General features: G+C 54.6%; 12 protein-coding genes and 1 pseudogene. 7 read left to right on the forward strand and 6 right to left on the reverse strand.

Features of this window, described 5'->3' with window-relative positions; translation table 11 throughout:
• Window positions 1-31 precede the first annotated feature (31 nt).
• From gcvP to IGQ15_RS04150, 4 genes are all read left to right on the forward strand, one after another.
• The gene (gene gcvP / locus IGQ15_RS04135) at window positions 32-2,902 is read left to right on the forward strand and encodes an aminomethyl-transferring glycine dehydrogenase (RefSeq protein ID WP_297048903.1); all 2,871 of its coding nucleotides are present in this window, start codon (window positions 32-34) and stop codon (window positions 2,900-2,902) included.
• Between the two features lie 101 nt (window positions 2,903-3,003).
• Window positions 3,004-4,449, forward strand: a complete 1,446-nt coding sequence (locus IGQ15_RS04140; protein ID WP_363315778.1) for a cytochrome ubiquinol oxidase subunit I — start codon at window positions 3,004-3,006, stop codon at window positions 4,447-4,449.
• Window positions 4,450-4,459: 10 nt separating this feature from the next.
• On the forward strand, window positions 4,460-5,473 hold the full coding sequence (gene cydB, locus IGQ15_RS04145) for a cytochrome d ubiquinol oxidase subunit II (protein WP_297048908.1): 1,014 nt from the start codon (window positions 4,460-4,462) through the stop codon (window positions 5,471-5,473).
• 190 nt (window positions 5,474-5,663) lie between these two features.
• Window positions 5,664-6,506, forward strand: coding sequence for a Tab2/Atab2 family RNA-binding protein (locus tag IGQ15_RS04150; protein ID WP_297048909.1), 843 nt, complete (start codon window positions 5,664-5,666; stop codon window positions 6,504-6,506).
• Here IGQ15_RS04150 and IGQ15_RS04155 read toward each other — a convergent pair.
• The 4 genes from IGQ15_RS04155 to IGQ15_RS04170 all read right to left on the reverse strand — a co-directional run bounded on the left by IGQ15_RS04155 (window position 6,496) and on the right by IGQ15_RS04170 (window position 11,423).
• Window positions 6,496-7,995, reverse strand: a complete 1,500-nt coding sequence (locus IGQ15_RS04155; RefSeq protein WP_297048912.1) for a hypothetical protein — start codon at window positions 7,993-7,995, stop codon at window positions 6,496-6,498. The genes IGQ15_RS04150 and IGQ15_RS04155 overlap by 11 nt on opposite strands.
• Window positions 7,996-8,003: 8 nt before the next feature.
• Window positions 8,004-9,050 (reverse strand): PstS family phosphate ABC transporter substrate-binding protein, encoded by a 1,047-nt coding sequence (locus tag IGQ15_RS04160; RefSeq protein ID WP_363315779.1) that lies wholly within the window; start codon window positions 9,048-9,050, stop codon window positions 8,004-8,006.
• An 80-nt stretch (window positions 9,051-9,130) separates the two neighbouring features.
• Window positions 9,131-10,495 carry a glycosyltransferase family 2 protein gene (locus IGQ15_RS04165; protein WP_297048915.1) on the reverse strand — a complete coding sequence of 455 codons (1,365 nt, stop codon included), beginning with the start codon at window positions 10,493-10,495 and terminating at the stop codon, window positions 9,131-9,133.
• A complete protein-coding gene (locus IGQ15_RS04170; protein WP_297048917.1) occupies window positions 10,416-11,423 on the reverse strand; it encodes a radical SAM protein in 1,008 nt (335 codons plus the stop codon). The genes IGQ15_RS04165 and IGQ15_RS04170 overlap by 80 nt, the downstream gene beginning before the upstream one ends.
• 261 nt (window positions 11,424-11,684) lie before the next feature.
• On the opposite strand from IGQ15_RS04170, the gene IGQ15_RS04175 reads away from it, so the two are divergent.
• The 3 genes from IGQ15_RS04175 (at window position 11,685) to IGQ15_RS04185 (ending at window position 16,661) form a co-directional block, all read left to right on the forward strand.
• Window positions 11,685-11,996, forward strand: a complete 312-nt coding sequence (locus tag IGQ15_RS04175; RefSeq protein WP_363315777.1) for a Mo-dependent nitrogenase C-terminal domain-containing protein — start codon at window positions 11,685-11,687, stop codon at window positions 11,994-11,996.
• Window positions 11,997-12,062: 66 nt separating this feature from the next.
• Window positions 12,063-14,846 carry a preprotein translocase subunit SecA gene (secA, locus tag IGQ15_RS04180; protein WP_297048921.1) on the forward strand — a complete coding sequence of 928 codons (2,784 nt, stop codon included), beginning with the start codon at window positions 12,063-12,065 and terminating at the stop codon, window positions 14,844-14,846.
• 93 nt (window positions 14,847-14,939) lie between these two features.
• On the forward strand, window positions 14,940-16,661 hold the full coding sequence (locus IGQ15_RS04185; RefSeq protein ID WP_297048923.1) for a phosphodiester glycosidase family protein: 1,722 nt from the start codon (window positions 14,940-14,942) through the stop codon (window positions 16,659-16,661).
• On the opposite strand, the gene IGQ15_RS04190 is transcribed toward IGQ15_RS04185, so the two are convergent.
• Window positions 16,658-17,800: a M23 family metallopeptidase gene (locus IGQ15_RS04190; protein ID WP_297048925.1), complete on the reverse strand. Its 1,143-nt coding sequence runs from the start codon at window positions 17,798-17,800 to the stop codon at window positions 16,658-16,660. The genes IGQ15_RS04185 and IGQ15_RS04190 overlap by 4 nt on opposite strands.
• A gap of 61 nt (window positions 17,801-17,861) precedes the next feature.
• Window positions 17,862-18,505 (reverse strand): annotated as a pseudogene (locus tag IGQ15_RS04195) (cobyrinic acid a,c-diamide synthase); the annotation flags it as partial.

Raw genomic sequence — 18,505 nt, forward strand, 5'->3', positions numbered from 1 at the left:
ATGAACGATTTGCAACACGAGTGCGATAGCGATGGTCAGTTCACTGCCCCAACTAGAGATCAACTTAGAGACCGATGCCGAATTTGTCGCGCGGCACATTGGCATTACGCCCGCTGATTTGCCCAAAATGTTGAGCCTGTTGGGGTATGGCAGCCTCAAGGAGCTGATCAATGCCGTCATTCCCCCAGAAATTCGCTTGCAACGCCCCCTCGCCCTTGGTGAGGGTCTCAGTGAAACGGCAGCCCTGCAAAAATTACGCACCCTTGCCCAGCAAAACCAAGTTTGGCGCAGCTACATCGGCATGGGCTATTACAACTGCATTACGCCGGCAGTGATTCAGCGCAACATTCTGGAAAACCCCGGCTGGTACACCCAGTACACCCCCTACCAAGCGGAAATTGCCCAAGGACGCCTCGAAGCCCTCCTTAACTTTCAAACCCTTGTCAGCGATTTGACGGGTTTGCCCATTGCCAATGCCTCTCTCCTCGATGAGGCGACGGCTGCCGCTGAAGCCATGACGCTGAGCTTGAATGCCTGCCGTCAAAGGGGAGCCAACCGGTTCTTGGTGGCGCAGGATTGCCATCCCCAAACCTTTGCCGTTTTGCGCACCCGTGCCCTGCCCCTTGGCATTGAGATTGTGCCCATTGACACGATCACCAGTGAATTACCTTGGGAGAATGCCTTTGGCCTGCTCTTGCAATATCCCGCTAGCGATGGTGCGGTGCGATCGCCCCAAGCCCTAATTGCCGCTGCCCATGAGCGGGGACTGTTGGTGACCGTGGCCACCGACCTCCTTGCCCTAACCCTGCTGACACCGCCGGGTGAATTGGGAGCCGACATTGCCGTGGGCAGTTCTCAGCGGTTTGGTGTGCCCTTGGGCTATGGGGGTCCCCATGCCGCCTTCTTTGCCACCCGAGAGGCGTTCAAACGCCAGTTGCCCGGACGACTGGTGGGGGTTTCCCATGATGCCCTTGGGCAAAAAGCATTGCGCCTTGCCCTGCAAACCCGTGAGCAGCACATTCGTCGTGAAAAAGCCACCAGTAACATTTGCACTGCCCAAGTTCTCCTTGCAGTTGTCGCCAGTATGTACGCTGTTTATCACGGATCAGCGGGGCTGCGGCAAATCGCTGAGCGCATCCATCAACGGGCAGTGACCCTAGCAGCGGGCTTAGAAGCAGCGGGCTATCCACTCTACCATTCTGAGTTTTTTGACACCCTGCGCATTGGCTTGGGGAACCTGCCAGTACAGGTGCTCAAGGAGCGGGCAGCAGCGGCACAAATCAACCTGCGCTACTTTGACGATGGCAGTGTCGGCATCAGCCTTGATGAAACCACCACTGAGAAAGATGTGGTGGATTTACTGGCGCTCTTTGGCGCAAGTCCTGCTGCCGTGCAAGGGGGCGATCGCCTACCGCTAACCCTGAAACGCCAATCTGCCTACCTGCAACACCCGGTCTTTCAGGAGTACCACAGCGAACACGCTCTACTGCGCTACATTCACCGCCTTCAGGCCAAGGATCTCTCCCTTACCACCTCGATGATTCCCCTCGGCTCCTGCACAATGAAGCTCAATGCAGCGGCAGAAATGGTGCCCATCAGTTGGCCAGAATTCAATCAGCTGCACCCCTTTGCGCCGCCGGAGCAAGCTCAAGGCTATGGGCAACTGTTTCAAGAGCTAGAAGCAATGCTGGCGGAAATCACGGGTTTTGATGCCATTTCCCTGCAGCCCAATGCCGGCTCCCAAGGGGAATATGCCGGACTTTTGGTCATTCGCCAGTACCACCACAGCCGCGGTGAAGGCCAGCGCAATGTCTGTTTGATTCCCACCTCCGCCCATGGTACCAACCCCGCTAGTGCCGTGATGGCGGGGATGCAAGTGGTGGCAGTGAATTGTGATGCCCAGGGCAATATTGATGTGGCCGATCTGGCGGCCAAGGCGGAAACCTATGGCGATCGCCTAGGGGCGTTAATGATTACCTATCCCTCGACCCATGGCGTTTTTGAAACGGAAATTCGCCACATCTGCGAAATCATCCATCGCTACGGCGGTCAAGTCTATATGGATGGGGCCAACATGAATGCCCAAGTGGGGCTGTGCCGTCCGGGGGACTTTGGTGCCGATGTTTGCCATTTGAATCTCCACAAAACCTTCTGCATTCCCCATGGCGGTGGCGGACCCGGTGTCGGACCCATCGGGGTGAAAGCTCACTTAGCGCCCTTCTTACCGACGACGCAGGTGACTCCCCAGGGATCAGAAATTGGCCCTGTGACCGCAGCCCCTTGGGGCAGTGCCAGTATTTTGCCGATTTCATGGATGTATATCACCCTCATGGGGGGGGTGGGGTTGACGCGAGCCACGGCGATCGCCATCCTCAATGCCAACTACATCGCCAAACGCCTTGAACCCTACTATCCCGTTCTCTACAAAGGTGCCCAGGGCTTGGTGGCCCACGAGTGTATTCTTGATCTGCGTCCCCTGAAAAAATCGGCAGGGATTGAGGTGGAAGATATTGCTAAGCGGCTGATGGACTACGGCTTCCATGCTCCTACCGTCTCTTGGCCTGTAGCGGGAACGCTCATGATTGAACCGACAGAAAGTGAAACGAAGGCGGAATTGGATCGCTTTTGTGAGGCGATGATTGCCATTCGTGCAGAAATTGCTGAGATTGAGGCCGGCGTGAGCGATCGCCAGCAAAACCCCTTGAAAAATGCCCCCCATCCAGCCCTGATGCTGGCCACAGAGCCATGGCCGTACCCCTATTCACGGGAAGTGGCCGCCTACCCTGCCCCTTGGCTGCGGGAGTACAAATTCTGGCCAGCGGTAGCCCGCATTGACAATGCCTATGGCGATCGCCATCTGGTGTGTAGTTGCTCAATGACCATCACTTCACCAGAGTCTTAATCAAAGCTGAAATTTTGGCATTGGTTGCCGATTGGCCTTGTCGAAGCCCAAAAGGCATTGCTAAAAGTAAGGCAGGTCAACCCCTAGGTGGTCTTATGACACTGGATAGCCTCGACACCGTTGTTCTCTCCCGTTGGCAGTTTGCCCTCACGGCCATTTTCCACATGCTCTGGCCAGTCTTGACGACGGGCATGAGTATTTACCTCGTGGTCATTGAGGGGCTATGGCTGAAAACCAAGAACCTAACCTACTATCACCATGCGCGCTTTTGGTCAAAGCTGTACATCCTCAACTTCGGGATTGGTGTGGCTTCGGGGTTGCCGATGGCCTTTCAATTTGGTCTGAACTGGGCGCCCTTCTCTGAATCCGTAGGGGATTTCTTTGGCACTGTTTTGGGCTTTGAGGGCACCATGGCCTTCATGCTGGAAGCCAGCTTCTTGGGCATTATGATTTTTGGCTGGCAGCGGGTACCGCCAGTGATGCATTGGATTTCGACCATCTGTGTCGCCTTTGGTGCGAACCTCTCTACCTTTTGGATTCTCGCCGCCAACTCATGGCTCCAGACCCCTGCCGGCGGCGTCTTTGTCGAGGGTAAGTTCCGCGTTCAGGACTACTTCCAAGCAATCGCCAACCCCTTCATGGTCAAAAGCTTTGCCCACATGTTCTTTGCCACCCTCGAAACGTCGCTTTTTGTGATCGGTGGCATCAGTGCTTGGTATTTGCTGCAAAACCGCCTGCCCAATTTCTTTACCAAATCCCTGAAGGTGGTGTTGGTCATGGCCTTGGTGATTGCCCCCCTACAGGTGTTTGTCGGCCACCTGAGTGCTGAGCAGGTCTATCACTACCAACCCGCCAAATTAGCCGCCATGGAAGCCCTGTGGGAAACAGTGCCAGCGGGTACCCCTGCAGACTGGAGTGTGATTGCCTTCCCCAATGAGGCCGCCCAAGCAAATACCTTGGAAGTGAAAATTCCCGGCCTGCTGAGCTATCTATTGGAACTGAAGCCCAAGCTAGACACCCCGATTCTGGGCTTGAAGGAGTGGGCACCCAGCGATCGCCCCCATTTGATTGGCCTAATTTACTATTCCTTTCGCCTGATGGTGGCCATAGGTCTGTACCTCGCTGCTCTGGCGATCGCGACGATTTTTGTCTGGTGGCGCACGGGCCTCGAGGGCGATCGCCTGCGTCATTACAAGTGGCTCTGGTGGGGCTGGATCTTTGCAGGGCCTTTGGGGTACCTTGCCGTCGAAGCGGGCTGGATTGTGCGCTGTGTCGGGCGTCAACCGTGGATTGTCTATGGTCAGTTGCGGACGGTTGAAGCCGCTTCCGATTTACCCCCCCAAGTGGTGCTCTTTTCCCTCAGTGGCTTGGTTGCCCTCTACACGATTTTCTTCTTTGCGGCTCTTTTCTTTGGCAGTCGCATTATTCAAAAAGGTCCCAACGTTGCTTTGCCAGTCCCCGGCCAAGCAAATGCGCAAGAGCTGGAAATTCGCATCAAACTGGCAGAACACCAACCTGATCGCCGTCCCTTGGAGACTCAGCAATAAGGAAATCGCTATGGAACCCAATCCCCTTGCCCCCTTAGAACACTTTCTACCTCAGGTGTGGTTTTTTATCCTCGGTCTTTTCCTGTTTCTCTACATTCTGCTGGATGGGTTTGACCTTGGCATTGGCATTCTCTCCCTCACCAGTAGCGATGAACGGCGCCGCAATATCCTCATGACCAGCCTTGGCAATGTTTGGGATGCCAATGAGACGTGGTTGGTACTGATGGGTGGGTCGCTATTTGGTGCTTTTCCCTTGGCCTATGCCACAATCCTCAATGCCCTTTACCTGCCCGCAGTGATTATGGTGGTGGGGCTGATTTTGCGGGCAGTGTCCTTCGAGTTTCGCGAGAATGCCAATAATAAACGGGTGTGGAACCTTGCCTTTGGCATTGGCAGTTTCTTGGCCGCCTTGGGGCAGGGCTTTGCGGTGGGCACTGTTTTTGAGGGCATCAAAGTAGATGCAGCGGGTCACTTTGCGGGCGGCATGTGGGATTGGCTGACATGGCCCTCGGTGTTGGTGGCGCTGACCCTGATTCAGGGCTATGTACTGATTGGGTCAGCCTATCTAATTTACAAAACCACAGGTGAGTTGCAGCAAACCCACTACCGCACGGCCACCATTGCAGCTTGGACAACGTTTATCGGTGCTGTGTTGATTACCATTAGCGCCCCCATTTTCCATGAGCACCTGCGTGCCCAACTGTTTCAACCACCCCTGTTCTACATCTTTGCCGCCATTCCACTGCTGGGTATCTTGCTGATTTTTCTATTGCTGCGTAGTTTACAAAAGCGTGAAGAAGTCATGCCCTTGGTGTGGACATTTTTGCTTTTTCTGATGTCATTTATTGGCTTGGGCTTTGTCATTTTCCCGAACATCATTCCCCCCAGCGTCACCATATACGAAGCTTCAGCCTCTCCTAGTGCCCAAGTCTTTATGCTGATTTTCGTCGCTTTCTTAATCCCGATTATGCTGGCTTATAACCTCTATAATTACCTCGTCTTTCGGGGCAAAGTTGTGGCCTAGGTATAGAGGGAAGTCAAGCGAAAAACACAAACAAATTAGAAAAAAAGAGGCACAATAGCAAGATACAGCCTTTGTTCAGATCGATGCCTCAGCGTAGGGGTTCGTCTTAGCGTTTATCCGCCAAACTGGGCGATCGCGCGTGGTGCTTCTGAAAAGGGCTGTCATCTCTTTTTGCTCATCCGTTCCGTCGATGTCCTGTTGGCAAGTTGACCTTTATCGTCGGCCGTTGCGTACCCCCAGTGGTCTTGATCTGTGGGAACTGGTGATTTGCAGCCCTGAAGACAATTTTTACTATTCGACTTTTTGCCCGGAGCCACTGGTGAGCAGTTCATGGCTGGCTACAGAGTTCAAAGATTGTGGTCAGCCTTTACCAGAGCGCATCCAAGTTTTTCGCCCCCAGAGTTTAAGCTTAGTGGAACTGGCTTGCCAAGAACTGAATATTCCCCTTGAAGCCACGCGCCGCACCCCTGCCCTCAAGACCTACCTGCGCCAGCGCGCTCAGGAGTATCCAAGCCTGAAAACCTATACGGGTGAAGCCTACGATCCCTTGGCGATCGAGCAGCCGCCGCCATTGCCACTGCCAGAGGATCTTTGGGGAGACTCTTGGCAATTTGCAGCAATTACTCCCCCCGAGTTGGAACAACTGATGCAATATCCGCTGCGGATTCTGGCCTTTGAAATGGCAATGTTGCCAGAGGCTTTGGGCTTAGCTCCCGATACGCTGATTCCGGGCATTATTCTCTACGGTGGTCGCAAGTCCCTGCAGCTGGCGCGGTGGTTGCAAGAGCAGGTGCCCTATCGCTTGGAGTTTGTGCCGGGGCGGCCCTGCGGGGTGGTGTTGCACAGTGGCCTGCGCGATCGCTGGGTCTTTTTGACATTTGACAATGCTGAGATTGCCAAAGCGGGAGAACTCTTTCACGATCGCCTGCGATCCACTCAAGGTCTGCACTTTCTCCTCATCCAACCGACTCCCAATGACACCACCTACACCGCTCTGTGGCTGCTCCAACCCCTTGAATCGCCTAAGGTTTGAGCCGTCCCTGTCCCTGTTCTAAGCTTTGCTGCAGGGCACGGGTTTCATCCAAAACCGTTTCAATGCCTTCAATATGGGTCTGCCGTACAAAATTAATTTTGATTTCCTCTAGCCACATCACCAGCAGGTCTTGAATCACCTTGCCCACCTGTTCCTCTTGGAGTTCGGCGCTGAGGGTTTGGCCAAATTTTTGCACCAGTTGACTCACCAGTAATGCGCCTTCGCGGGTTGGATTGCCTTGGTTTTTGCTGGCTTGCTCCAATAGCAGAAAGAGGCGATCGCTAATCTCCTTGGCAAGGAATTGGCGCCAGTGGATGGGTAAGGCCTCAAGGGATGGCACCTCCAAGAGCCGCCGATAGGGGGGTGCTTGCCGCAGCACTTGATCGACACTGTAGGCCACTAAGCTTTCCACTTCTGGTCGCAATTGCGGTACCACGCGGTAAATCACCACCTGCACAACCAAGGCCGCCAGTTCCGCCAGTTCATCAATGTCATTGAGAGTCTTCTTGCTCCCTCCGACACCAGAGACACGGGGTAGCCAGCGACTAAATTGGCCGTGACGGATTGCTTTTTGCAGTTGTGTCAGGACTTGCAAGACAACCACTTCCGAAATATCGGTGGCGATCGCTGCCACCAAGCCCTGAGAGGCCTGCCGTTCGAGGCTATCAAGGCAAATAATATCTGCTTGATCAAGGCGAATCGTGACCGGGATAATCCGTAGCCACGCCCAAGTAGGTGCCAGCCACCAAAAAGGAAAAAAGAGCAGCACATCGTACCAGCGCCAGAACATGGCATCCCGCCAGCGGGCACCGCGATATTGCCGACTCAGCCAGAACGTGCGTCCCAGGAATTCAAGCAAAAACAGGAGATTGAAGGGAACATCAATGGTATCAAAGTGGTCAATGAAGTTGCCATCCTCACCGTAGCGACGCCAATAGTTCGTGGCCATCAGGGGGATAATTTGCTGCTCAAACCAAGCAAGGTTGGTCTGCCAGTTCTGTGCACTGATATACTCTGGACTCCAAAATCGCTCGAAGGATTGTTTTGAGGAAGCATCGCGACGACCAAAGACCTTCAGCCGCATCAGGTTCTTAATTTGTTCGAGGGTACCCGTCTTATTGGCCAATGCAAAGGGGTTGGTGTCCACCATCGTTGAACTTTGTTGGCGCAACTGAGCCAGTAACTCTTGGGTGGCTGGGGCATCTACCCCCTGCTCGGCAATTGTCTGCCGCAGCTTGGCGACGGTTTCAATATATGCTTGGGTGGCGCGGTGGGGTTCTATGCCCTTGATGGGATCGTACAGGGGAGTGATTTGCAAGGGCTGAGGTAGATAAATGACCCGCTGAATCAGGGGAATGCGCACCTTACCCAATAGCCAAAAATCCCGCAGCGGAATGTAGGTGAGGTCAAAAAGCACCACAACGAAATTAAGGCTGGCGATCGCCACCATCATCCGTTCATAGGTTCGATTCAAGGGCCTATCAAACATCACACCCCCTAACGCAAGCGAACATACCCCGCTTTTTCAATGGCCGTTTGTCCCTGATCCGTCAATAACAGAGCTGCGTAGGCGCGACCCGCTTGGGCATCTGGGCTATTCTCATCCTTGGCAATGACAAACAGGCGACGGGTAATGGGGTAACTGCCATCCTGAAAGGCACGATAGTTCAATGTATTCCGCCGCTGTGGACATTGGGCAGGATCCACATAGGGTTCCTGATAGGGAGGAACGTACTGATTGAGCTGCCGCCCCAAGGGCAAGGGCCGCACACTGCACTGACCAACAATTTCCGGTGCCGAGGCATAGTAAATGCCGCCGGTGGTTGCCCCCACACGCCGTAGGGCATCCGTCGTATCCCGCACCCTCACCACCTTGGGACTGAATGGCTGGTTGCCCAAGACATCTTGGACGAAAAACTCTACCGTTCCGCCATCTTCAAGCCGCCGTGAAAAGGGGGTAATGGCCAGATTCGGACCGCCTACTTGGCTCCAGTTCGTCAGTTTACCCGTGTAAATATCAACCACTTGTTGCACAGTGAGACCGGGAATCTGGAGGTTGGGATTAACGGCAATCGCGATGCCATCGATCGCCACCGGTAATTCCAGCAATTTCACCCCTTGACTCTGCGCCTGCTGCCGCTCCTGCTCATTGAGGGGGCGGGAAGACTGGGCAAAGGCCAGTTGATTATTCATTAACATGCGAATGCCACTGCCCGACCCCGGTGTCCCTGTGGGTGGATCCGTGTAGCGCAGACGAAAATTCGGCCAAGCCGCTTGAATCAGGGGATCCACATCACGGCGAATCGGTGCCCACGTCGTACTGCCCCCGTATTGAAACGTGCCACTGGGAACATTGCTGACATCGCTGAAATTGGCACCGGCCCTCTCGGGTGTACTCTGGGGTACCCCCAAGTTTTCAGTCAGCTGTTGGAGGGGATTTTGATTGCCCAGTAACCGAATCACGAGCACTGCCCCCACCCCCAATAGACCACAGGTGACGACAAGAGACACCAGCAAGGGCAGCAGGTTGGTATTGCGAGACATGGCAGAACCAGTCAAAACTCTGCTCCTAGCCTAGCTCAAGGTTGTCGCCGCACTGATCTTTTTTTGGCCAATGTTTAGCTTTAGACGCCGTGGTGCACAGTTTTCACCCACTTGAGACGCTTCGCCCGTACTGCCATGCGCAGCGTGGTTGTACTTACCACTGGTAACCAATGGAGCATATACAGGGTTCCCCGCAAACTCTGCCAAAAGAGTTGCCAGATGCTCACCGATTGTGCCTGAGGAATGCCCCGCAACATCCCCACCATCGAAATCGTAAAGCTCAGTGTGGTTAGGGGCACCAACAGGGGGCTACGGTGACGCAGTACGGCCATCAGCAGGTCGGGGATTGTGGCCGTGGGAATGGCATATTTGATCAAAAACCAGCAGAACACATCCCAACTTTTTTGCCAGCCCAGGCGATTGCGCAGCAAGGGTTGCCAGTAGTCGAGATAGCTTTGGTAGCCGCCCTCGCCCCAGCGATTGCGTTGGTGCCACAGTGCCACTAGTGTGGTCACGCCCTCCTCCTGTACCGCTGGATTCATTAGCACGTCAATCTGCCAACCGTGAAGATGCAGCTTCAGACTAAGATCCAGATCGTCAGTAATCGTTTCTTCATTCCAGCCACCGCAGCGCTCTAGGGCTTGCCGCCGCACAAATTGGCCGTTGCCCCGCAGTTCTCCCATGCCGCCACAGGCCACCCGCTGCTGTTGATAGTAGGCATCAAGGATCATTTCTGCAGCTTGACCCTGGGTCAGCACATTGATGTCGGCATTACTAATCGCTTTGCGCACTTGCACCGCGCCAACACTGGCCACTTGAAAGCGGCTGACCACCTCTTGCAGTAAATCTTGGGGTACCGTGGCATCGGCATCAAAGACACCAATAATTTCTCCCCGTGTCAAGGGCAGGACTTGATTGAGGGCACCGGATTTGCCGCCCCCCGCCCCCGGCAGCCGCCGCAGCACCTTGAGGCAAGGATACTGCTTTTGTAGTTCACTCAAAATATCGGGGGTGCGATCGCTACTGTTGTCATCAATAATCCACACTTCATAGTGGGGATAGTCCAAGCGGCAAAGGTTTTTCACTAGGCGACCAATCACCGCCTCTTCATTTTTGGCCGCCACCACCAAAGACACCATTGGCTGCACCCTTTCTGTGGCCTCTAATGCAGGTAGTGTTTGTGGCTTGGCTCGCCAGTAGCGCAGCGTTTGCAAGCTCATTAGCAACGTTAGGGCATAGATGAGCCAAATACCACCCACAATCAGATGCAGGGCGATCGTACTCCCCCAAATCAGAGAGAGCGCCAGGAAAGCCTTGCGACGGCGACCCTCAGAACGTGGTTGTAATGGAGGACTCTCTGGGGCATCAACCCACTCCGACAGGAGTTCGTCGAGGGGATCGGCTTCGTTGTAGAAACTGTTTTCGGGCCAGGAATTCTCCGGCATAGGTCACCTGATTGAGAAACCAGTACTTATCCACTCCCTTAAAGAAGCTGGGAATGAGATAACACCACACGGTGCAGCCTTCGCAGACGGAGAGTCGGCCTTGGGAGCGGCGATACTCCTCTACCACTTCGGAGGACTTGTACAGTTCGTACAGGCGACCGTTGATGGGGACTCCCTTCTGCGCAAAGTGGTAGCACGGTAGCAGCAACTCATCATTGGGGGAAATGGCAATGACTGCATCCACCGCCTTGCAACGGGGATTTTGGGTATTGTTTCCCCCCGCACGGATGAGGGCTAATGCTGCCTTATTGTAACCAACATTGTTATACTTCTTCGCATTTTCTTCAATGTGGTCAGCAATTTCAGGGGTGGGGTTCTTCTTGTCGTTGTAGTTTTCATGGGCTGTAAAAGCGGGGTTCAGCCAAACCCGTACCCCTAGACTTTGGGCAAATTCGGCCACTTCACCAATTCGTTCATAATTTTGGGCAGTGACGGTGTGGTTTAGCACTGGATATTCGCCAAGCTCAAGGGCAATTTTGACGGACTCCACCAGCGTGTCAAAAATTTTCACGCCCCGCGACTGATCATGGGTGGCCGCATCAGGCCCATCGAGGGAGAAGTTCAAGAAATCCACCAAGCCCTGAATTTCCTTGGCACGGCGGGGATAGAGAATCGTGTTTGTCGTCATGCTGGTCATGAAACCAAGACGCTTGGCTTCACGGTAAATGGCTGGGGCATCGGCACGCAGCAGCGGTTCACCCCCCGTAAAGTCCACATATTTCACGCCCAGACGTTTCAAATCGCGGAGATTGGTTTGGATGGCGCTAAAATCAGCTTCTTTGCCTGGCTCTAGTGCCCAAATGTCGCAAAAGTGGCAGCGGGCGTTACAGCGATAGGTCAGGTAGTAGTTAGCAACCAGTGGAGGCATTGAGTATCTTCCTTAACGAATTCCAGCAAGGCCAAGATAATGGGTAAAAGCGGTAAATGAGTTTATGCAAGCAATTGAAGAATTTCTAGACAAAACTTCATTAGAGTTTGAGTTGCTGAACAGTTTAGCACTCTGCTGAGCTGAAGGACGGCGAGTCCTCACCTGAACCGGCTGCAAGTTTAGCAATGCTTATTACTTATAAAAATTTTTTATATTAAAAGCGTATTGTTATTTGCCCGAATTATATTTTACCGTGAGGGTATGCGCAATTGTGAGGACAGCCCTATGAATCAACTGCTTGCCCACCGCACGCCCACTTCGTTAATGACCAAAATCCGTCAGTGGTTAATGACTTATCCGATTACAACGCCAGCGATCGCCCACCGCATTTGCCGCCTCATCCCAGCTCAATGTCCCTTTGCCCGCACCCTTTCCTTCTTTGGTCGGCCAGTAATCACCATTCCCCCCCTGTGTAAACTCAATCCCTTTTATGAGGAGGTCGTGATGCTGCGGTTTCGTGCCCTCACCTACCTCAGCGATGTCTGCCAAGAGGACATCAGCCAATATGTCTAGGCAGCGAGGAACTTGCAGTTGCTATACGATTAAAATGTATAGCTTTGTATCCATGGTGCCTGTCGCATGCTGAAAGCCCTATTTGGCGATCCCAATCAGCGCAAGGTTAAAAAGTATCAACCCCTTGTGGTCGAGATCAACCTGCTAGAGGAGCAAATTCAGCCCCTAAGCGATAGTGAGCTACAGGCGAAAACGGCTGAGTTTCGGCAGCGACTCGACAATGGCGAGACCCTCGATGATTTGCTGCCCGAGGCCTTTGCCGTGGTGCGCGAAGCCTCGCGACGGGTACTGGGGATGCGCCACTTTGATGTCCAGCTCATCGGTGGCATGATTCTCCACGATGGCCAGATTGCCGAAATGAAAACGGGGGAAGGGAAAACCCTCGTGGCCACGCTGCCAGCCTACCTGAATGCCCTGACGGGGAAAGGGGTGCACATTGTTACGGTCAACGACTATCTGGCACGGCGGGATGCGGAATGGATGGGGCAGGTGCATCGCTTTTTGGGTCTGACGGTCGGGCTGATTCAGCAGCAAATGGCTCCCCAAGAGCGGCAGAAAAGCTATGCCTGCGATATCACCTATGCCACCAACAGCGAAATTGGCTTTGACTACCTGCGGGACAATATGGCCACGTCCATGGCCGAGGTGGTTCAGCGTCCCTTCAATTACTGCATCATTGACGAGGTGGATTCGGTACTGATTGACGAAGCCCGCACACCCCTGATTATTTCAGGTCAAGTGGAGCGTCCCACCGAGAAGTACCTCAAGGCGGCTGAGGTCGCCCGTCTTCTAAAAAAGGACGAGCACTACGAGGTGGATGAAAAAGCTCGCAATGTGCTGATGACCGATGAGGGGTTTATCGAGGCGGAGAAATTGCTGGGGGTAAACGATCTCTATGACCCCCAAGACCCTTGGGCACACTATATCTTTAATGCCATCAAGGCCAAGGAACTCTTCCAGCGGGATGTGAACTACATTGTCCGCAACGGTGAAGTGGTGATTGTGGATGAATTCACGGGACGGGTTATGGTGGGTCGCCGTTGGAGTGATGGCCTGCATCAGGCGATCGAAGCCAAAGAAGGCCTCGAAATTCAAAATGAGTCCCAAACCCTCGCCACAATTACCTACCAAAATCTCTTTTTGCTCTATCCGAAGTTGGCGGGGATGACGGGTACCGCCAAGACTGAAGAGGCGGAATTCGAGAAAATTTACAAGCTAGAAGTGACGGTGGTGCCCACCAATCGCCCCAGTCAGCGGCGGGACTTTCCCGATGTGGTTTATAAAACCGAGCGGGGTAAATGGTTGGCCGTGGCCTCTGAATGTGCGGAGATTCACGCTACGGGTCGCCCAGTGCTAGTGGGTACCACCAGTGTTGAAAAGTCGGAGCTATTGTCCCAACTGCTGCGGGAGTTGGAAATTCCCCATAACCTGCTGAATGCTAAACCCGAAAATGTGGAGCGGGAGTCAGAGATCATTGCCCAAGCCGGCCGCAAGGGTGCAGTGACGATCTCAACCAACATGGCAGGCCGAGGCACCGACATTATCTTGGGGGGGAATGCCGACTATATGGCACGCCTCAAGGTGCGGGAATACTTTATGCCTCGCATTGTCATGCCCCCCAGTGATGACCCGATGATGCTGTTGGGGCTGAAAATGGCTCGCGGGGGTGGCCAAGGCTTTAGTCAGGCAGCCCAGAAAAATTGGAAAGCCTCACCGGGACTCTTCCCATGCGAAATTAGCAAGGATGCGGAAAAGCTGCTGCGCCATGCGGTGGATGTGGCGGTCAAGACCTATGGTGAGCGTAGTCTGCCGGAGTTGCAGGCGGAGGATATGCTGGCGATCGCCTCGGAGAAAGCCCCGACCCAAGACCCTGTGATTCAAGCCCTGCGGGATGCCTTTAACCGTATCCGCGAAGAATATGAGGTGGTCACCAAGAAAGAACACGAAGAAGTGGTGGCCCTCGGTGGTTTGCACGTGATTGGTACAGAACGCCATGAATCGCGGCGGATTGATAACCAGTTGCGAGGACGGGCAGGACGCCAAGGCGACCCCGGATCAACGCGCTTTTTCCTAAGCCTGGAGGATAACCTACTGCGCATCTTTGGGGGCGATCGCGTCGCCAGTATTATGAATGCCCTGCGCGTTGACGAGGATATGCCCATTGAGTCGGGACTCCTCACCCGCAGCTTGGAAAATGCCCAGCGGAAGGTGGAAACCTACTATTACGACATCCGCAAGCAGGTCTTTGAATATGACGAGGTGATGAATAACCAGCGACGCGCCATCTATGCTGAGCGGCGGCGGGTGCTAGAAGGGGAAGACCTCAAGGATCGGGTGCTGGAGTATGCCGAAAAAACGATGGATGACATCATTGCCGCCTATGTCAATCCTGATCTACCACCAGAGGAATGGGATTTAGAGGGCTTGGTGGCCAAGGTGCAGGAATTTGTCTATTTGCTGTCGGATCTGCGCCCTGAGCATCTGGCGCATCTGAGCGTACCGGAGATGCAGGCCTTTTTGCATGAGCAAGTGCGCACCGCCTACGAGCAAAAAGAAGCAGAAATTGAGCGCATCCAAACGGGTCTGATGCGGCAAGCCGAGCGGTTCTTTATCCTGCAACAGATTGACCTGCTGTGGCGGGAGCACCTCCAACAAATGGATGCCCTGCGCGAGTCGGTCGGCCTACGGGGCTATGGCCAAGAGGATCCCTTGGTGGAGTACAAACGGGAGGGCTATGAATTGTTCTTGGACATGATGGTGATGATTCGCCGCAATGTGGTGTATTCCCTCTTCCAGTTCCAGCCCCAAGTGGCACCGCCCCCAGAGGAAGTGTCCTCGTCCTCAGATTAGGCCTAACTGAGTTGCCCAAAATTGATCCTCGTTGCTCTGGAGCAATCTGCAGGGCTACAGGGTCAACTATAGCGTTTCAGTAGGGACGGTGACGTGTTTGCAAGGTCAGCTTCTCTGGTTGTTGGCAGTGGGATTGTGATCGCTAGCTCCAGCGCCAATATCGCATTAGCTCAAGAGATTCAAGGTGATCGCCTGAACTTAAATGGCCGCGACTACCCCGTGGCTTGGCAGCAGTGGCGCGATAACCAAAATCAACTGCGCACAGGGATTAGCGATGGTGGCCTTGCCCATCGCTTGGGGGTGCTCCTTGGGGATACTACAGACCCGTTTCAGCAACCAGTGGCTTGGTTTCAGCCACAATTTAGTCCCTTGGCGGTGCGCTTTAGTGCCAATGGCATGTATCGCTACTTGGACATTACACCGTGGATTGAGCAATACCAGTGGCAGGTGCAACCCCAAGGCAATACGCTGCAGATCAGTACACCCCCGGCACGAATTCTCCGTTGGCGGCAGGGACGACAAGGCGATCGCTGGGTCTTTGAATTAGACCGCCCCACCCCTTGGCAAGTGAATCGGCTCACCTTTAGCCGCACTGGTCTCACCCCACGGGATTTTAGCCTGACCATTGAAGCCAGCGGCCAGTTAGCTACAATTCCCAATGTCAAAGTTACCGCTACTGCCAATCGCACCGTACTGGAAACACAAATTCCCGGCACAGCTCGCCCAGTGGCCTCGATGCTGCTCAACCCAACCCGTCTGGTGATTGATTTTCGCAGTGATGCGCCCCCCCCGCGTACGATTCAATGGGCACCGGGGCTACGTTGGCAACAGCAAACCGTTACCCTCGGCAGTCGTCAGTTTCCTGTGGATCTGCTGATCATCAACCCCCAACAGCCGGGGCTGCGTCTGCGTCCCCTCGGAATGACCCCCACCACCTTGGTGGGCTTAGCAACGGTACCCGAACTGGCTCAACGCTGGCAAGCCGCAGCCGCCATTAATGCTGGATTCTTTAATCGCGATCGCCAAGCTCCCTTGGGGGCAATTCGCAGTGAGGGCAACTGGCTCTCAGGCCCGATTCTCAATCGTGGTGCCATTGGCTGGGACGATCGCGGCCAAATTGTTGTCGGTCGCCTTAGTTTGCAGCAGTGGGTGAGGACGCCCGCCGGCACAGTGCCCATTGTCACATTTAATTCTGGCTATGTCCAAGCCGGTCTTGCCCTCTATACCCCCAGTTGGGGTGCAAGTTACCAAGGGAAAACGGGCAGTGAAGTGGTAATCACAGTGCGCAATCAGCAGGTGGTGGGGCAGCAACCCATCAATAACCATCAAACGGTTCCCATTCCCGCAGATGGCTTCCTACTGGTGGCGCGTAACTTTGATTCCGCCTTGGCAAACTTCCCGCTGGGAGCTTCCGTGCAACTGGAAACCACGGCTGTGCCCGCTGTCTTTCATAGCATTCCCAATATTGTCGGTGCAGGCCCCCTCCTGGTGGATCAGGGGCGAGTGGTCTTGAATGCGGCACTGGAGCAATTTGGAGTGGGTTTAGATGCGCAGGCAGCCCCCCGGAGTGCCATGGGCAATCGCAGGGATGGCAGCATTGTCTGGGTCACCACCCACAACCGTATTGGTGGTATGGGGCCAACCCTCGCCGAATGGGCACAAATTGTCCGCGAGTTGGGCTTGATCAATGCCGTCAATCTGGATGGTGGCAGTTCAACCGCTCTGTATATGGGTGGGGTATTGGTGGATCGCCATTCGGTGACAACGACGCGGGTCAATAATGCCATTGGCGTTTTTTGGCAGCCAACCCCCTAGAGATAGGCCAAGGGATCGCTGGGTTCGCCGTTGAGGCGTACTTCAAAGTGGAGGTGGGGACCTGTTGACAGCCCCGTCGAGCCAACCTCAGCAATGGGCTGCCCTTGCTGCACCAATTGGCCTTCCCGTACTAGGAGCCGCTGGGCATGGGCGTAGAGGGTCGTCATGCCGCCGCCATGATCCAGAATCACAGTTTGGCCGTAGCCCCCTAACCAACCGGCAAAGATCACGGTGCCCGCTTCAGCAGCAAAGATGAGGGTGCCAAAATCAGCGCCAAAGTCCACACCAGCATGAAATCGCCGCCTGCCTAGAATTGGGTGAATCCGCCAACCAAAGGGACTGGTCAGCGGTGCTTGAATCGGGTAGGCGAGACGGCCACTGCGGGGAAGGGGTGGGGCGCCCCTCGGGAGATGGCTAATGAGTTGCTGAATGGCGGCACTATCACGGGCGAGTTGGGCTTCAATAGCGGCAAGGGCTTGGCGATCGCTCCGCAGACGAGCAATGAGTTGCCGTTGGTTTGCTGCTTCGCGCTCATAGATGGCCTGTTGCTGTTGCAGTTGCTGGCGTAGGGCTTGAATGAAGCGCTGTTGCACTTGAATTTGTCGCTCCTGCTGCTGAAGTCGCTCGCGATCGCGAACCAAGGCGGTCAAGTGCTGGCGATCGCGCTCATAGACCTGACGCAGACGCCCCTGCTGCTCAAGCCAATCGTTAAGGGTTTCCGCCTCAAAGACCATTGCCCACTGGGGAATCTCACGGTAGCGTTGTAGCCGCCGCAGGCGATCGCTAATCACGGCCACGCTGGCTTCGTAGCGCTGGCTGAGGGTTTGTTGCTGTTCCTTGAGGTCTTTGAGCAGTTTTTCCGCTGCTTGCAGGCGATCGCTGGCCGCCATTAGCTGCTGCGTTGTCGTGTCCACATTGGTTTCCAAACTCTCAAGGCGATCGCTCGCTGCTGCCTCAAGGCGTTCTAGTTGTTGACGCTGCTGACCCACCGCCTGCTGGTGCTGCTGATGTTGTTGGATCACCCGCTGCCAATACTCCAAGTTTTGGGAGGGCGCCGTTGCCCAAGCGGCAAAAGTCACGCCCAGCGTCACTAGCAGCCCAAGGCAAAGGTATAGCCCGTAGCGGTATTGCCTTGGCATTGACCGTCCCCAACACCACCCTACAAAAATACCTTCAAAAATTACGTTCCCGTGAGTCGCATTATCCAACCTTTGCTGCCTGCTGAAGAAAGCGAATTGCCCACTGCGGATGGTCGCCCCAATGGAGATGGAGATAACTGGCGTGGATTCGAGAATTGCCCCAGCCCTCTGCTTGACCATCCAATTGCCACAGGGGCGCGGGCGGCGGCCCACTCAAACAGGAATAGTGAAATTCGTGGCCTTGAACCCTCTCTCCTGCCTGCAGACACACCGTTGTTTGTAAAGCCGTGGCTTGGCGATAGCCGAGGGTGAGTTTTTTACCCATGCGGGCAACTGTCGGCAAGTATCCCACCAAAGGGTAGTAGTGCCCCTCGAAGGTTTGGATCCCTTGGCTGAGGTACATAAGGCCGCCACACTCGGCATAGATGGCTAAGCCCCCTTGAATGGCCTGCCGCAGTGATTCAAGAAAGGAGTGATTCGCCGCTAACTCTGGTGCAAACACCTCTGGAAAGCCACCCCCCAAGATCAAACCATGCAGACCTGTGGGCAAGTGGGTATCCCGCAGCGGCGAGACCGCGATTAACCTTGCCCCTAAAGCTTGGAGCAGATCAAGGGTGTCAGCGTAGTAAAACTGGAAGGCGGCATCTTGGGCAATGCCAAGGGTGACTTGAGTGAGGGGGAAAACGCTAAAAGGGGGGGCTGAGG

This window comes from Thermosynechococcus sp. M98_K2018_005 (genome assembly GCF_015295825.1).
Taxonomy (GTDB): domain Bacteria; phylum Cyanobacteriota; class Cyanobacteriia; order Thermosynechococcales; family Thermosynechococcaceae; genus Thermosynechococcus.

Excerpts from the sequence above, each read along its gene's own strand:
- gcvP (WP_297048903.1), top strand. The coding sequence starts at position 32 with ATGGTCAGTTCACTGCCCCAACTAGAGATCAACTTAGAGACCGATGCC.
- cydB (WP_297048908.1), top strand. The coding sequence starts at position 4,460 with ATGGAACCCAATCCCCTTGCCCCCTTAGAACACTTTCTACCTCAGGTG.
- IGQ15_RS04150 (WP_297048909.1), top strand. The coding sequence starts at position 5,664 with ATGTCCTGTTGGCAAGTTGACCTTTATCGTCGGCCGTTGCGTACCCCC.
- IGQ15_RS04155 (WP_297048912.1), bottom strand. The coding sequence starts at position 7,995 with ATGTTTGATAGGCCCTTGAATCGAACCTATGAACGGATGATGGTGGCG.
- IGQ15_RS04160 (WP_363315779.1), bottom strand. The coding sequence starts at position 9,050 with ATGTCTCGCAATACCAACCTGCTGCCCTTGCTGGTGTCTCTTGTCGTC.
- IGQ15_RS04165 (WP_297048915.1), bottom strand. The coding sequence starts at position 10,495 with ATGCCGGAGAATTCCTGGCCCGAAAACAGTTTCTACAACGAAGCCGAT.
- IGQ15_RS04170 (WP_297048917.1), bottom strand. The coding sequence starts at position 11,423 with ATGCCTCCACTGGTTGCTAACTACTACCTGACCTATCGCTGTAACGCC.
- IGQ15_RS04175 (WP_363315777.1), top strand. The coding sequence starts at position 11,685 with ATGCGCAATTGTGAGGACAGCCCTATGAATCAACTGCTTGCCCACCGC.
- secA (WP_297048921.1), top strand. The coding sequence starts at position 12,063 with ATGCTGAAAGCCCTATTTGGCGATCCCAATCAGCGCAAGGTTAAAAAG.
- IGQ15_RS04190 (WP_297048925.1), bottom strand. The coding sequence starts at position 17,800 with ATGCCAAGGCAATACCGCTACGGGCTATACCTTTGCCTTGGGCTGCTA.